General features: G+C 65.5%; 17 protein-coding genes. 2 read left to right on the top strand and 15 right to left on the bottom strand.

Translation table 11 applies throughout. From position 1 onward, the window contains the following. Window positions 1-33: 33 nt before the first annotated feature. From ABIC94_RS05395 to ABIC94_RS05345, 11 genes are all read right to left on the bottom strand, one after another. Window positions 34-744: a sulfite exporter TauE/SafE family protein gene (locus tag ABIC94_RS05395; protein WP_354371899.1), complete on the bottom strand. Its 711-nt coding sequence runs from the start codon at window positions 742-744 to the stop codon at window positions 34-36. A gap of 2 nt (window positions 745-746) precedes the next feature. Further along, window positions 747-2168, bottom strand: coding sequence for an oxygen-independent coproporphyrinogen III oxidase (gene hemN, locus ABIC94_RS05390; protein WP_354371898.1), 1422 nt, complete (start codon window positions 2166-2168; stop codon window positions 747-749). Next, window positions 2165-2416: a hypothetical protein gene (locus tag ABIC94_RS05385; RefSeq protein ID WP_354371897.1), complete on the bottom strand. Its 252-nt coding sequence runs from the start codon at window positions 2414-2416 to the stop codon at window positions 2165-2167. The genes hemN and ABIC94_RS05385 overlap by 4 nt, the downstream gene beginning before the upstream one ends. Next, entirely contained in the window at window positions 2413-2703 is a 291-nt protein-coding gene (locus ABIC94_RS05380; RefSeq protein ID WP_354371896.1) for a FixH family protein, read from the bottom strand. Before ABIC94_RS05380 ends, ABIC94_RS05385 begins: the two co-directional genes overlap by 4 nt. A gap of 10 nt (window positions 2704-2713) precedes the next feature. Next, entirely contained in the window at window positions 2714-4153 is a 1440-nt protein-coding gene (gene ccoG, locus ABIC94_RS05375) for a cytochrome c oxidase accessory protein CcoG (RefSeq protein ID WP_354371895.1), read from the bottom strand. A gap of 13 nt (window positions 4154-4166) precedes the next feature. Next, on the bottom strand, window positions 4167-5081 hold the full coding sequence (gene ccoP, locus ABIC94_RS05370; protein ID WP_354371894.1) for a cytochrome-c oxidase, cbb3-type subunit III: 915 nt from the start codon (window positions 5079-5081) through the stop codon (window positions 4167-4169). 16 nt (window positions 5082-5097) lie between these two features. Then, complete coding sequence (locus tag ABIC94_RS05365; RefSeq protein WP_354371893.1) at window positions 5098-5238, bottom strand: cbb3-type cytochrome oxidase subunit 3; 141 nt, start codon at window positions 5236-5238, stop codon at window positions 5098-5100. A 13-nt stretch (window positions 5239-5251) separates the two neighbouring features. Beyond that, window positions 5252-5881 carry a cytochrome-c oxidase, cbb3-type subunit II gene (ccoO, locus tag ABIC94_RS05360; RefSeq protein ID WP_354371892.1) on the bottom strand — a complete coding sequence of 210 codons (630 nt, stop codon included), beginning with the start codon at window positions 5879-5881 and terminating at the stop codon, window positions 5252-5254. A gap of 10 nt (window positions 5882-5891) precedes the next feature. Then, complete coding sequence (gene ccoN, locus ABIC94_RS05355; RefSeq protein ID WP_354371891.1) at window positions 5892-7331, bottom strand: cytochrome-c oxidase, cbb3-type subunit I; 1440 nt, start codon at window positions 7329-7331, stop codon at window positions 5892-5894. Window positions 7332-7396: 65 nt separating this feature from the next. Then, window positions 7397-7534 carry a cbb3-type cytochrome oxidase assembly protein CcoS gene (gene ccoS / locus ABIC94_RS05350; RefSeq protein WP_354371890.1) on the bottom strand — a complete coding sequence of 46 codons (138 nt, stop codon included), beginning with the start codon at window positions 7532-7534 and terminating at the stop codon, window positions 7397-7399. Beyond that, a complete protein-coding gene (locus ABIC94_RS05345) occupies window positions 7534-9864 on the bottom strand; it encodes a heavy metal translocating P-type ATPase (RefSeq protein WP_354371889.1) in 2331 nt (776 codons plus the stop codon). Before ABIC94_RS05345 ends, ccoS begins: the two co-directional genes overlap by 1 nt. Window positions 9865-9966: 102 nt before the next feature. Here ABIC94_RS05345 and ABIC94_RS05340 point away from each other — a divergent pair, with 102 nt between their 5' ends. Together ABIC94_RS05340 and ABIC94_RS05335 are read left to right on the top strand one after the other, a co-directional pair. Continuing rightward, window positions 9967-10410 (top strand): universal stress protein, encoded by a 444-nt coding sequence (locus ABIC94_RS05340; protein ID WP_354371888.1) that lies wholly within the window; start codon window positions 9967-9969, stop codon window positions 10408-10410. 158 nt (window positions 10411-10568) lie between these two features. Next, window positions 10569-12590 (top strand): ATP-dependent helicase, encoded by a 2022-nt coding sequence (locus ABIC94_RS05335; RefSeq protein WP_354371887.1) that lies wholly within the window; start codon window positions 10569-10571, stop codon window positions 12588-12590. A gap of 55 nt (window positions 12591-12645) precedes the next feature. Here ABIC94_RS05335 and ABIC94_RS05330 read toward each other — a convergent pair whose 3' ends face one another. From ABIC94_RS05330 to ABIC94_RS05315, 4 genes are all read right to left on the bottom strand, one after another. Continuing rightward, window positions 12646-12981 carry a hypothetical protein gene (locus tag ABIC94_RS05330; protein ID WP_354371886.1) on the bottom strand — a complete coding sequence of 112 codons (336 nt, stop codon included), beginning with the start codon at window positions 12979-12981 and terminating at the stop codon, window positions 12646-12648. Between the two features lie 11 nt (window positions 12982-12992). Next, on the bottom strand, window positions 12993-13415 hold the full coding sequence (locus ABIC94_RS05325) for a hypothetical protein (RefSeq protein ID WP_354371885.1): 423 nt from the start codon (window positions 13413-13415) through the stop codon (window positions 12993-12995). Window positions 13416-13426: 11 nt separating this feature from the next. After that, complete coding sequence (locus ABIC94_RS05320; protein ID WP_354371884.1) at window positions 13427-14002, bottom strand: phage tail protein; 576 nt, start codon at window positions 14000-14002, stop codon at window positions 13427-13429. A 98-nt stretch (window positions 14003-14100) separates the two neighbouring features. After that, window positions 14101-14757, bottom strand: coding sequence for a hypothetical protein (locus ABIC94_RS05315; protein ID WP_354371883.1), 657 nt, complete (start codon window positions 14755-14757; stop codon window positions 14101-14103). Window positions 14758-14802: the final 45 nt, after the last annotated feature.

Raw genomic sequence — 14802 nt, 5'->3', positions numbered from 1 at the left:
CCTTGCGCAACATCAAACCGGGCGGATCGCCGCTCAGCGGCACCAGATCTCGATCTGGTGGCTGAGGTCCGACCAGAGCGCCTGCAACGCCACGGCCGCGAGCAAGGTGCCCGCCAGCCGCGCACCCCAGGCCTGGGCGCCGCCAGCCCCGCTCCAGCGCAGCCGCTGCCAAAGCCAGGGCGCCAGCACCAGGGAGAGGCCGCTGCCAATGGCGAACAGCAGCATTGCCAGCCCGCCCTGCAACGGTCCGTTGCCCAGGCTGGCGAGCAACAGCGCCGAATAGAGCAGTCCGCAGGGCATTGCCACCCAGAGCGCACCGGTCGCCAGGACGCCCCAAGGCGTGCTTGCGGCGAGTGGACGGAGACGGGCTTCCAGCGTGCGGCCGATGCGCTGCGCCCACACCGGCTGCCGGCCCGCGACCGCCAGCATTGCGCCCCAGGCGAAGACGAACACGTGCAGCAGCATCCAGAGCGGCTTGAGCGCGGCGACCTGGGTGCCGGCCTCCGCCAGGCTGTTCACGCTCGCCGCCGCAACGGCGCCGGCCACGGCGTAGCTTGCGATGCGGCCGATGTGGAAAGCTGCCTGCGCCGCCAATGCCGTGCTGCCTGCCGGGCGGGCTCCCGCCGGGACAGCAACCGGCACGATGCGGATCACCGCGGCCGAGGCTGCACCGCACATGGCCACGCAGTGCGGCCCGCCGGCCAGGCCCATCAGCAAAGCGGCACCGGCAAGCGCGGTCTGCATGGTCAGACCACGCGCGAAAAGCGGGTGTGGTTCTTGCGGCAATAGCGGTCGAACACCATCGCGATGGCGCGCACCACGAACCAGCCCTGCGGAGTCACTTCGATGTCGTGGTCGCTGACCCGCACCAGGCCCTGTGCGGCGAGTGGTCCGAGCGCCGCGAACTCGGCAGCGAAGTAGTGCCGGAAATCGATGCCGAGTGCTTCGCCCATCGCATCGAAGCCGACGCGCCCCTTGCACATAACCGCCATGATGACCGCGCGCCGCACAACGTCGTCGCGCGAGAGCGCAATGCCGCGAACCACCGGAAGAAGGCCCTGGTCGAGAAGGTCGTAGTACATCTCCAGGGTCTTGGCGTTCTGGCTGTAGGTGGGGCCGATACGTCCGATGGCGGAAACCCCCAGCGCCACGAGGTCGCCCTCGGGCTGCGTGCTGTAGCCCTGGAAGTCGCGCTGCAGCCGCCCTTGCTGCTTGGCCACGGCGAGCGGGTCATCGGGCAACGCGAAGTGGTCCATGCCGATGTACACATAGCCCGCGGCGGTGAGCGTCGCAATGGCGCTGGAGAGCATCCGAACCCGCGCCGCGGCATCGGGAAGTTCCTCCGCGGCGATGCGCCGCTGCGGCTTGAAGCGTTCGGGCAGATGGGCGTAGGCGTAGAGCGCAATGCGGTCGGGCCGGAGCTGGCAAACCTGCGTCATCGTGCGCTCGAACGACGCATCGTTCTGGCGCGGCAGGCCGTAGATCAGGTCGACGTTGATCGACGTGAAGCCCAGCGCCCGCGCATCGGCCATCAATCCGAACACCTGGTGCGCGGGCTGGATGCGGTGCACGGCCTTCTGCACGTCGGGATCGAAGTCCTGCACGCCGAAGCTCAGCCGGTTGAAACCCAGCGCCGCCAGGTGCGCGAGCCGTGCCGCGTCGACCGTGCGAGGATCGACCTCGATGGACTGCTCACCGCCGGGAAGAAAATCGAACGCCTCGCGCAGCATGGCGAGCAGCTCGCCCAGTTCCGCGTCATTGAAGAAAGTGGGCGTGCCGCCGCCCAGGTGCAGCTGGCTCACGGTGGCGCGGCGCCCGAGTTGCGCGGCCTGGAGCCGGGTTTCGCGGGCCAGATAGGCCAGGTACTGGGTGGCCCTCTCGTGGTGCCTGGTCACGACCTTGTTGCACGCGCAGTAGTAGCACAGCGACTCGCAGAACGGAATGTGCACGTAGAGCGAAAGCGGTGTCGCCGAAGCGTTCGCGTCGCGCCGTTCGCGAAGCGCCGACGCATAGTCGTCCGCGCCGAAGGCCTCGACGAAGCGGTCGGCCGTGGGGTACGAGGTATAGCGCGGACCGGCAACATCGAACTGCCGCAGCACGGCGGCCGACAAAGGTGCGGCATCGGAAACGGCGGGGTCGTGGATGAAAGCGGTGGAAGTCGTGGTCATTGCGAATGCCCGGAAAGTTCGCGCGGCGACGGCCTGGCCAGCAGCGCGGTGAACGCGCCCGACGCTGCCGCCATGCCCCAGAAAATAAAAAAGGCTACGGTGTAGACGCCCAGGCGCGACATGCGAAGCGCTTCGCCGCCCCAATGCAGATCGGACGGATCGACCAGCGCGAACACCAGGATCTCAAGGGCGCAGGCCAGCAGGAAAGCGGGCCACAGAATGCTGATCGGCTGGCGAGCCCTGCTCATGGTGCGGCCTCGCGGCGCGGCGGCGGCACGGCTTCGGCCGGCGTTGCCGCGTGGTTCCGCCCGGCGAGCGCGGGCATCAGCTTCTTGTCCGCCAGGGTCTTGTTGATCTCGACGCCCCGGCGGTAATAGTCTTCCGCCACCAGCGAGTCGGGGCTTTGCCATGCGTACCAGAAGGTCACGAAGCTCGCGACCACCACCAGCGCCGGCCCGGCAATCACCATCCAGAGCAGCGGATACCGCCACCACCGATCTTCCGGCGCGGGCAGTTCGTTCTTTGTCGTGTTCATTCCGTTTCCTTCAGCGCGGCACCAGGAAAGCCGCTTTTTCCGACACCTGAGCCCCGCCGGCCTCTTCCCGGATGTCGAAGTGCACCGTGTGCGAACCGGCCGGAACCGCGTCGTAGGGCACCTGCAGCCGCACGGCAACCCAGCGCGACTGGGCCGGCCCGACCGTGACGCGCTCGTCGGGCGAAACGCTCAGCCCCTGGATGCCGTGCGCGGCAATGCGGTAGTGGCGCGGCTCCTCGGTGGCATTCATGATCTGGAGCCGGTAGACGTTCTCGAGCCGGCCGCCCTCGACGATGCGGGCGAGCGATGCACGGTCGCGCACCACGTCGACCTTCAGCGGCGTGCGCACGACCAGGCTCGCGAGCAGCCCCGCCACCAGCAGCGCCAGCACGGCGGTGTAGACCAGCACCCGCGGACGCAGCACGCGGTGCACCAGCTGGCGGCGCGACCAGCCGGCCTCCATGCCGTTCTGCGTGTCGTAGCGGATCAGCCGCGGCGCATAGGACATCTTCTGCATCACCGTGTCGCACGCGTCGACGCAGAGGCCGCAGCCTATGCATTCGTATTGCAGCCCCTGGCGAATGTCGATGCCGGTCGGGCACACCTGCACGCACAGGCCGCAGTCGATGCAGTCGCCCAGCGCCATGCTGCGCGGGTCGACGCCCTTGCGCCTCGGTGCACGCGGCTCGCCGCGTTTCGGGTCGTAGGTGACGATGAGCGTGTCGCGGTCGAACATCGCGCTCTGGAAGCGCGCATACGGGCACATGTACTTGCACACCTGCTCGCGCATGAAGCCCGCGTTGCCGTAGGTCGCAAAGCCGTAGAAGAAAACCCAGAACACCTCCCACGAGCCCATGTGGGTCTGCAGGAACGCCATGCCCAGCTCCCGGATGGGCGTGAAGTAGCCCACGAAGGTGAAGCCGGTCCACAGCGCGATGCCGATCCACACCAGGTGCTTGAACCACTTCTTCACCAGCTTCTCGAGCGACATCGATCCGGCATCGAGCCGCATGCGCGCGATGCGGTTGCCCTCGATCTTGTGCTCCACCCACATGAAGATTTCGGTGTAGACGGTCTGCGGGCAGGCAAAGCCGCACCACAACCGCCCAGCCACGGCCGTGAAGAGAAAGAGTGCCAGCGCGCTAACCACCAGCAGGCCCGAGAGATAGATCAGGTCTTGCGGATACAGCACCAGGCCGAAGATGTAGAAGCGCCGCGCGGCCAGGTCGAACAGCACCAGTTGCCGCTCGCCCCACTCTGCCCAAGGCATGCCGTAGAACACCAGTTGGGTGAGGAAGACCATCGCCCAGCGCCAGCGGGCGAACATGCCGCGAACGCTGCGCGGATAGATCTTCTTCGTGGCCTCGTACAGGCCTACCGAGTCGGCGCCGGCCGGAACAATGGGAATGATCTTGCGGGAGGCCGGCCTCGCAGGTGCGGATGAGTCCATGATGCGACCGGCGTCAGGGGCCCGAGACGGGCGCATTGGAGAACCCCCAGACATAGGCGGCGAGCAGCTTGATCTGCGCCTCGGTCAGCCGGCCTTCCTGCGCAGGCATTGCACTGTGCTTGCCGGTGTTGATGAGCTGCACGATGGCCGTCTCGCCATAGCCGTGGAGCCAGACTTTGTCGCTGAGGTTGGGCGCCCCTACAGCCTGGTTGCCGACACCGCCGATGCCGTGGCAAGCGGCGCAGGTCGTGAACTTCGACTTGCCCAGCCCCGCGCGCACCGAGTCGTGCGGCTCGCCCGAAAGGCTCAACACGTAGTTCGCCAGGTTCTTCACGTCGTCCTGCGTGCCGACTGCCGCCGCCATCGGCGGCATCACACCGATGCGCCCCTTGGTGATGCTCTCGGCGATCTTCTCGGGCGTGCCGCCGTGCAGCCAGTCCTTGTCGGTCAGGTTCGGAAAGCCCTTGCTGCCGCGCGCGTCGGAGCCATGGCATTGCGAGCAGTTGTTCATGAACAAGCGCTCGCCGATGGCCATGGCCTTCGGGTTGCGGGCGATGTCTTCCGCGGGCATGTTGTCGTAGCTGGCGTAAACGGGCGCCAGGGCCTTGGTTGCCTTCGCCACTTCGGCCTCGTACTCGGACTGCGTGCTCCAGTCCGCCTGGCCGCGGAAGCTGCCCAGCCCGGGGAAGATCACCAGGTATCCGGCTGAAAAGACGATGGTCAGCACGAAGAGCCCGATCCACCACATGGGCAACGGGTTGTTGGCCTCGCGCAGGTCCTCGTCCCAGACGTGGCCGGTGGTGTTGTCCGCATCGGACGGCACGCGCTTGCGGGCCGTGAGCCACAGCAGCAGCATGCATCCGAGGATGCTCAGCACCGTGCCGGCCGCAATGTAGTTCGACCAGAAGTTATTGACGAAATCGCTCATCGTGGGCCTCTCTTCTTCAGTCTTGCTCGAACGGCAGGTGGGCGGCTTCCTCGAAGCGGCCCGTGTTGCGGCGGGCATAGGCCCAGGCCACGATGCCCAGGAAGAGCACGAAGCACAGAACGGTGGCGGCAACGCGCAAGGTGGTGATGTCGGTCATGGTTCGGTGCTCCCTACTTGAGCGTGAGGCCCAGCGATTGCAAATACGCCACCGTGGCATCCATCTCGGTCTTGCCGCGGACTTCTTCGGTGGCACGGGCGATTTCTTCGTCCGTGTACGGCACGCCGACACGGCGCAGCGCCCGCATGCGGCGTGGAATGGCTTCGGCATCTACCAGGGTCTTGCCGAGCCAGGAATAGGCCGGCATGTTCGATTCGGGCACCAGGTCGCGCGGGTTGTTCAGGTGAATGCGCTGCCACTCGTCGCTGTACTTGCCGCCTACGCGGTGCAGGTCGGGCCCGGTGCGCTTGCTGCCCCACTGGAAGGGATGGTCGTAGACGAACTCGCCCGCCACCGAGTAGTGGCCGTAGCGCAGCGTCTCCGAGCGGAACGGCCGGATCATCTGCGAGTGGCAGTTGTAGCAACCTTCGCGCAGGTACACGTCGCGGCCGGCGAGCTGCAGCGCCGTGGGCGGCTTCAGGCCCTGGATGGGCTCGGTGGTCGACTTCTGGAAGAACAGCGGCACGATCTCGACCAGCCCGCCGATGGCGACGACCACCAGAATCAGCACGATCATCAGCAGGTTGTTGGTCTCCACCTTCTCGTGAGTGAAGCCGCTCTTGGTTTCTTTTTTCGGGTTCATGGGTGCTTTCTCAGGCGTGGGCGACGGCGATGGCCGGGATCGACGCCCGCACGGAGCGCCCGGAGATGACAGTCATCCACACGTTCCACGCCATCACCAGCATTCCGCCGAGATACAGAAGGCCGCCGACCAGCCGCACCACGTAGAACGGGAACGTGGCCTTGACGCTCTCGACAAAGGTGTAGGTGAGCGTGCCGTCGGGGTTGATGGCGCGCCACATCAGGCCCTGCATCACGCCGGCGATCCACATGGCCGCGATGTAGAGAACGATGCCGATGGTGGCGACCCAGAAGTGCGCCTCGATGGCCTTCACGCTGTACATCTCGGTGCGGCCGTACATGCGCGGGATCAGGTAGTAGAGCGACCCCATGGTGATGAAGCCCACCCAGCCGAGCGCGCCGGCATGCACGTGGCCGACGGTCCAGTCGGTGTAGTGGCTCAGGGCGTTGACGGTCTTGATGGACATCATCGGCCCCTCGAAGGTCGCCATGCCGTAGAACGAAAGTGCCACGATCAGGAAACGCAGGATCGGGTCGGTGCGCAGCTTGTGCCAGGCGCCCGAGAGCGTCATCACGCCGTTGATCATTCCGCCCCAGCTCGGCGCGAGCAGGATGAGCGAGAACACCATGCCCAGAGACTGGGTCCAGTCCGGCAGCGCCGTGTAGTGCAGGTGATGCGGGCCGGCCCACATGTAGGTGAAGATCAGCGCCCAGAAGTGGACGATGGAAAGCCGGTACGAATACACCGGCCGGCCGGCCTGCTTGGGGATGTAGTAGTACATCATTCCGAGGAAGCCCGCGGTGAGGAAGAAGCCCACCGCGTTATGGCCATACCACCACTGCACCATGGCGTCCTGCACGCCCGCATAGGCCGAATAGCTCTTCATCCAGCCCGCCGGAATTTCGGCGCTGTTGACGATGTGCAGCAAGGCCACGGCAATGATGAACGCGCCGAAGAACCAGTTGGCCACGTAGATGTGGCGCACCTTGCGAACGCCGATGGTGCCGAAGAACACCACAGCGTAGGACACCCACACCACCGCAATGAGGATGTCGATGGGCCATTCGAGCTCGGCATATTCCTTGCCCGTGGTGTAGCCCAGCGGCAGGCTGATGGCGGCGGCCACGATCACGGCCTGCCAGCCCCAGAACACGAACGATGCAAGCGCCGGCGCGAACAACCGGACCTGGCAGGTGCGCTGCACCACGTGGAAGCTGGTGGCCATGAGCGCGCAGCCGCCGAATGCGAAGATCACCGCGTTGGTATGCAGCGGCCGCAGGCGGCCGTAGCCGAGCCATGGAATGCCGAGGTTGAGCTCGGGCCATGTCAGCTGCGAGGCGATGATCACGCCGACGAGCATGCCGACCACGCCCCAGACGACGGACATGAGGGCGAACTGCCGTACGACGGTGTCGTCGTAGACCGCTGCGGGAGGATTGGGTTCTTGCATCGTGCTGCCTCTTGATGGACTGCGGGCAGTGTCCCGTGGCACCCGCCCGGAGGGTTTGATGCAGATCAATCGTTGCGCAGGATCCGGTCGCCTTCGACGTCGACGTCTTCGAACTGGCCCCGCTCGATGGCCCACCACAGGCCGCCGAGGATGGCGAGCACCAGCATGACCGACAGCGGTATCAAGAGAAAAAGGATGTCCATCAGCCGGCCGCCCTGCCCTTTGCCTTGCCACTTCCCGAGAGCCGCGCCGCGTTCAGCACCACCACCAGCGAGCTCGCGACCATGCCGAGACCCGCGAGCCATGCAGGCAGCCAGCCCGCAACGGCCAGCGGCACGCACAAGGCGTTGTAGCCGGCCGCCCATGCGAGGTTCTGCCGCACCACGCGCAGCGTTCGGCGCGCCTGCGCGATGGTGCGTGGAATGGCCGTGAGCGCATCGCCCAGCACCACGAAGTCGGCCCGCGCACGCGAGAGCGGCACTGCGTTTCCAAAGGCGAAAGATGCATTCGCGCGCGCCAGCGAAGGGCCGTCGTTGAGGCCGTCTCCCACCATCGCGACTTGCCGGCCCTCCGCCTGCAGCCGCCAGAGCGCCTCGAGCTTGTCTTCGGGCTTGCAGTCGCCCTGGGCGAATTCAATGCCGGCACGCGCGGCGATTTCCCGGGCGGCGCTGTCGCGATCGCCGGAAAGCAGGCGCACCGTGATTCCTTCCGCCTGCAGCGCGGCCACCGCGGCTGCGGCGTCCGGGCGCAAGTCCTCGGCGAGCACGAAGCTCGCAATCCAGCCCTGTTCGTCGCAAAGGTGCACCTGCGGCGCGTCGACCTGCAGCGGCGCCACGCCGCAATAGCTGGCGGACCCGAGCCGCACACGCCGCGCGGTGCCGCCCGCGCTGGCGCGGCGGCGCAGCAGGCCTTCGAGCCCGAGGCCTGCCAGTTCGGCCGGCTGCGTCACATCCCACGCGGGCGGCGAGCGAAACTGCGCATTCCATGCGTTCACGAGCGCGCGTGCACCCGGATGGAGCGAGTGCACGCCGAGCGCTGCGCCTATCTCCAGCGCATCGCCGGGACGCAAACCCTGGCGGCAGTACACGCGTTCGAGCCGCGGCGTGCCGCCGGTCAACGTGCCCGTCTTGTCGAACACCACCGTATCGACCGCGGCCAACGCCTCCAGCGCCTGCAGGTTGGACGTCAGCACGCCTGCGCGCGCCAGCGCACCCGCACTCGTGAGCATGGCGGCCGGCGTGGCGAGCGAGAGCGCGCATGGGCAGGTCACGATCAGCACCGCAACCGCCACCATCAGGGCCTTGCCCGAATCAACGTGCCACCAGAAAGCCGCGGCACCGGCGGCCGATGCGAGCACCACGATGAGAAACGGCCGGGCGATCCGGTCGGCGAGCTGGGCCAGCCGCGGCTTGCTCAGCGCGGCGCTTTCCATCAACCGGACGATCTGCGCGAAGCGCGTGTCCTCGCCCACCGATTCGATGCGCGCCTGAACCGTGGCCGAAAGGTTATGGCTTCCCGCCAGCACGCGCTCGCCGCAGGCTCGCGGCACCGGGCGCGACTCGCCGGTAAGCAATGCTTCGTCGGTGCTGGTGCCGCCGTCGACCAGCACGCCATCGGCCGGAAAAGCCTCACCGGGGTGCACCCGCACCACGTCGCCCGCGGCCAGGCGCCGAACGGCCACGCGCTGCCAGCCGCCCTCTGCATCGAGGCGTTCGATGCTGTCGGGCAGCCGGTTCATCACGGCCTCGAGCGAGCCGGCGGTGCGGTCCCGCAACCGCGCCTCGAGCCAGCGGCCCGTGAGCAGGAAGAACACGAACATGGTCAGCGAATCGAAATACACCTCGCGGCCCAGCGCGCCCGCGCCGCCGAAAGTGGCCGCGGTGCTGACCGCGAAGGTGATGGCAACGCCGAAGGCCACCGGCACATCCATGCCGATGCGCGCATGGCGCAGGTCGCTCCATGCGCTGCGGAAAAACGGGCCGCAGGAAAAGAACAGCACGGGCAGCGTCAGCACCCAGGAGGCCCAGCGAAGCAGCTGCGCGGCGTCCGCCGTCATCTCGCCGGGCTGCGCGATGTAGGCCGGGTAGGCATACATCATCACCTGCATCATGCAGAAGCCTGACACCAGCCAGCGCCAGAGCGCGAGCCGCAGCTCCCGGGAACGGTGTTCGCGCGCGGAGCTGTTCGAAGCAGGCACCAGCGGATACCCGGCGGCGGCGGAAGCCTCGAACCAGGACGAAGGACGCGTGGCCGCGCCCGACCACACCACGCGGGCACGCCGGCTCGCGGCATTGACCTGCGCTTCGAGGACTCCGGACACTTTCAGCAAGGCGGCTTCGACCGTGAAAGCGCAGGCGGCGCAATGCATGCCCTCCACCGCGGCGCAGGATTCCCACCGCCCCGTGGCCGCATCGCCCTCCATGAGACGACCGAACGCCGGCCACTCGACCGGATCGTCCAGCACCCGCCACGCCTCATTGGAAGCAGGCATGGACGACGAGGGCGAAGAAAACGAGGCGAGCGCAGCTTGCATCGGGCAAGGCTAAAGGCGGCCGCTGCGACGCCCTTTGATCTGCATCAACCATCGGGCCCCTCGCCTGCCTAAGCTCGCGGCACAGACTCCCGGAGGCTTTTCATGTTCAAACGCATCCTCGTCGCCACCGACGGCTCGACGCTCTCGAAGAAGGCGGTAACCAGTGCAATCGCACTCGCCGTTCAGCACGACGCCGACCTCGTGGCGCTCACCGTGGTGCCGCACTACCCGAAGAGCTATTTCGACGGCGCCATGTCCTATTCGCCCGAGGACATCGGCCGCATCGAGAAGCAGTGGGCCGAAAAGGCACGGACCATGCTCGACACCGTGAAGGCGCGCGCCGAACAAAGCGGCGTGCGAATCAAGACGGCGACCGCCAATTCGGATCTGGTGGCGGAGTCGATCGTCGCCGCGGCAAAGAAGCACAAGAGCGACCTGATCGTGATGGCCTCGCATGGGCGCAAGGGCATCAAGCGCCTGCTGCTGGGCAGCGAGACGCAGCACGTGCTGACGCACTCGATGCTGCCTGTGCTTGTGCTTCGGTAGAAGCAGCCCGCCGCGGCAAGTCGAGATCGGGAGGCCGGTCGACCCGTCTCCCGGGCTTGCCCGCGGTATCGCGTCGCGGAAGCGGCTGTTGTTCGAGCGACCCGTGCAAGCGGGTAGCATGAATCTCGCCACCTCAACTTCCGTCGCCAAGCACCACCATGGATACCAGCAATAGGCCCCCGGCCTCGGTCACCGCCCTGTTCGTACCGCAGACCCTTTCCCCCACGCAAGAACAGCACGCGATTCAAACCGCGGCCGACCGGACAATCATTGTCGAGGCCAACGCTGGTGCCGCAAAGACGACAACCCTGGCCCTGCGAATGGCCGAAGCGTGGAAGCGCGGAACAAGCCCCGAATTTTTTACCGCGCTCACCTATACCCAGACCGCCTGCGACGCCTTGAGGGCCGCCCTTCGCAAGATTGGAATTCCCCATGCCGTGATAAGTCGTTTTCGCATTCAGACCTTCGAGGGCTTCTGCGAAGAAGTGCTCGACGAGATGCTCGATGCGACTGTCCCCAGACTCCATCACGCGGAAGAGCTGAGGCCGTTCGTTTGGGAGGCGGTCAGGCGCGTTGAAGAAAATGAGTCCGAGAGATGGCGCTCCGACCTTCTCATGCCGTCTTTGGGCGACAACGGACTGGTGGAGGAGTTTCTCGATCTGAATGCCTTGCTCAAAGGCAGCATGCGCGACCTGCTGGAACGAGGAGACAGCGCGGCTTCGCCGGACTATGCGGCGGCCATCGGGGTTGAGTACACGCAGCTGAAGATCTTTCTCGCCTACGAAAAAATCCGCCGAAGAGAAAACGCGGACAAGCCCCGGTTCCGAGGTCCTTCAGACGCCACTTACGACCTGGCGCGGTTGCTCTGCGAAGACGAATCCATCGAAGGCCTCAAGGCGTGGCCCTTCTCCACAAAGGTGCTGATGGTCGACGAGATGCACGACCTGAACCACGCCATGTTCAGGGTGCTGCAAAAGCTGTTGAATACGACACCGAGCCTCTTCTGCGGCGTCGGCGACCTGGATCAGGTGATCCATCAATCCGCGGGCGCGGATGCCCGCTTCATGGGCGACGCCATTGAAACCGTCACCCGCCGCAGGGTGAGGCGCTATCCCCTCACCCACAGCTACCGGTTCAGCCGTGCGCTCGCGCTCAAGGCCGGGCGCATTGCCGAAAAGCCCTACAGCTCCATGGCGGAACACGAGACAAAGATTTCGCTGGCCGGCTACGAATCGCCCGAGGACTGTGCTCGCATGGTTGCCGAAGAGGCCGGGCGGTGGCAGGCCCGGCCGAGAGCGAAGATGAATGAATTCGCGATCCTGCTGCGGCATTCCTACCAGTCTGTGCATGTCGAAAATGCCCTTCTGGCCCGGGACATCTCCTACACCACGAGCGGTCTGGAGAGCTACCTGCTACGCCCCGAAGTCCTGTTCATTCGCGGTGTGCTTGCGGTAGCCACGGACAGCCTGGGCAGCGTCGCGGACGATCTGACGCGAGAAAAAGTAATGCAGGCGCTCTTCTTCTTCAGTGGAAGCCGCATCGAAGTGAAAGGCCGGGAGCACGAAACGCAGGAAGCGCTGCTCGCGGATGCTGTTCGAAGCGTCAAGGATGCCCCCGGGTTCCTGACTCATTTCTTCGACAACCAGATCTTGCGCAATGCGGAGCCGTCGATGAAGAGGCGGCTCGAGCGCGCGGTCAAATTGGCCAGGGAACAAACCGGGCCGCAGTTGCTGACCGAGCTCCTGGGTGTCCTCAAGGTCGAGTCGATCGTCAATGAGGTCTATGTCTCCAGACAAAGGCGCAGGGATGCCCTGGGCAACCTCGAAGGGCTCCAGCTTGCGGCGGCGCAATTCGATACCGCGAGCGAGTACTTCCAGAGCCTCAATGATGCGGAGCAAAAGCAGCGGCAGTTGAAGAAGTCCGACAGCCTGGTGATCGCCAGCATCACCAACGTGAAAGGACTCGAGTTCGACCATGTCGTGCTGCCTTACCTGGCACAGGGCGAGTTCCCTGCGTCATCTGCAGCGGACAGCGACGAGCGGAACATGTTCTATGTTGGCATCACTCGTGCGCGCAGATTCCTCACCATGCTTGCCAGGGCGGATGCGCCGAGCTCCTTGGTACAGAAGATGGGATACAAGCCCGCTACGGCATCACGACTGCCCGAGCCCTCGGCATAAAGCTGCCGTTGCTTGGAATGTGATTGGCTTCCGAGCCGGGCAACTGAATCGGCATCTAGTCTGCGACGACGTGCAGGCTGTGTTTCTGGCGGCGCGCGCGGGCGCATATCCTTGCCAGCTGCATGAGGAATTCGAGCACGGCCGGTTTGCTCGTGCAGTTCTGCGCGGCGGCCATGATCTCCTTGCGGAACCCTGTCAACTGCTGCCCTGAAATCACCATTTCGGCGGACGCGCCGTAATAGTGCATCCAGAACGTCTGCAGCGTTCCGTCGGCCAGTTCGTCGATGACGAGCGAATAACCTTCCTCCCAGACGGACTCCGCCATCGCGAGGCTGGGAAGGCCCGGCGTTTCAGGCCGTGCTCCTTCCGGTACCTGGATGATTCGGCGCATTTCTTCAGCCGTTACCGGCAGTTGCCCGGCGCGCCCGCGAACTCTGGGAATTCGGTGACAACTGTGCCGTTGGTCTCGATGACGAGGCGGCCGCATTTTTCGCCAGCCGTTCCGACGATCTGGTTGAGGTTGGAGTCATAGCGGATACGGTTGTCGGGCTGCACGATGCGGTACTGGTTGGGGGCATTCTGGACCATGCGGCAGAAGGTCTGGGCCGCGGCGGCATTGGTGCAGTACTGCGGCAACAGCTGGCTCGCGCCCGATGCGGCCGTGCAGTGGCGCGCAAAGATGTGTGCGTAGCCGGCCGGCGTGACGACGCATTGCGCGTCCACGCCCACCTGGGCTTCTCCCACCTTCGACCCGACGCTCTGGCAGCCGCTCAGAACGGCCATCGAGATGGCGCAAAGGATGAAAAGTTGGCTCGTATTTTTCATGATCTTCTTTCTCAGCGAAATTTGATGATGTAGTTGATGGAGAGATTCTTCGGCCGCGTCTCCGAGGTCAGACGCGCGGGCTTGGTCGGCACGCTGGTCTCCACGTCGCCCGAGGCCTGAGCAGCCGCATTGCCGCTTTGCGACACTGCCGCCAACACCACCGCCTTGTAGGTGTGGGTGTGCGTCTGCATGGCGTCGCACTGGTAGGAGCCCACGCCGTTTTCCGTGCCGCTGCCGGTCGGGCCGACACGCGATGCGGCATCCGGGTCCATGCCCGAGCCCGCGTCGTTGCCGCGCAGGAAGAGCCCGCGGTAGTCGGGAATGCAGAAGTCGTCGCTGATACCGCCGTACAGGTAGCCCAGTGCCGCGAACAGCTCGGGGTACGCATCGACCCTCAGCTTGCGTCCGTCACACAGCATCCAGCCCTGCGCTTCGAGGTAGCTGGTTGGGATGTCGTCGCGCTTGGGCGGCGTCACCGAGTTCTGGCTTGCGCACCCGGTGTTCTTCCAGATGTTGTTGGCGTCGCCCGAAACAGGGTTCACCTGTCCGGCAAAACCACAAACGCTGCCTACGCATGTATCGAACATGTCGGATTCCTTTGCGATCGGGCCCGTTGCGGACGCGGCGTCGGGACATCGACGCCGCCGTCACGCATCGGGCGGCGGGCTGTGTGGCGGGCCGACGATCAGCGGGAGAGCAGGCGCAGGCGCTGCTCGTTGGACTTGGCCACCGACTGCGGCGCATCCCAGCTGCCATCGGCGTTCAGCGTCGTGGCGAGCGCGAAGATGCCGGTGGGATACGGCAGTTCGAGCGGGTTGTTGATCGAGTTGACGTCAATCACGTCGCCTTCCTCGTAGTCACCGTAGGCGATGAAGTACTTGGGGTGCGGCGAGAAGGTCAGGCTCTGGTTCGGGCGCGCCTGCACCGCGTACACGGTACTGCCCGACATGGTCACGCCGACCGAGGCGCTCGACTTGATGGGGATGTTCGGCGATTCGCTCAGGTAGAACCGCGCCGGATCGGGACCCTTGGTGGGGTTCACGAACTGGTAGGCGTTGTTGTAATCCAGCGTGATCATGTTGTTGCCGCCGGTGGGGTCGTAGGTTTCGGCGGTCGCGTACTCGATGCCGGGCTGCAGCTCGCCCGTATCGGCCCAGGAGAAACCGGTGTCGACGGTCCACGAAAACTTGATGCGCGTGGTCGGCCCCGGATTGGAAAACTTGGAGAACCAGGCGAGCGACAGGGCATTGGGTGCCCAGTTGGTCGGATCGCTTTGGAACACCATGAAATAGGCCGAATGGCTCGCGTGGTTGTTGACGGTGACGGAATAGATCTTGCCCATGACGCTCTCCAGAAGAAGTGGTTGGTGGAACAGTCCGGACCGCTA

It is taken from the genome of Variovorax paradoxus (assembly GCF_040544635.1).
In the GTDB taxonomy this organism is placed as follows: Bacteria; Pseudomonadota; Gammaproteobacteria; order Burkholderiales; family Burkholderiaceae_C; genus Variovorax; species Variovorax paradoxus_R.
This window is presented reverse-complemented; position numbering and strand designations above follow the sequence as displayed.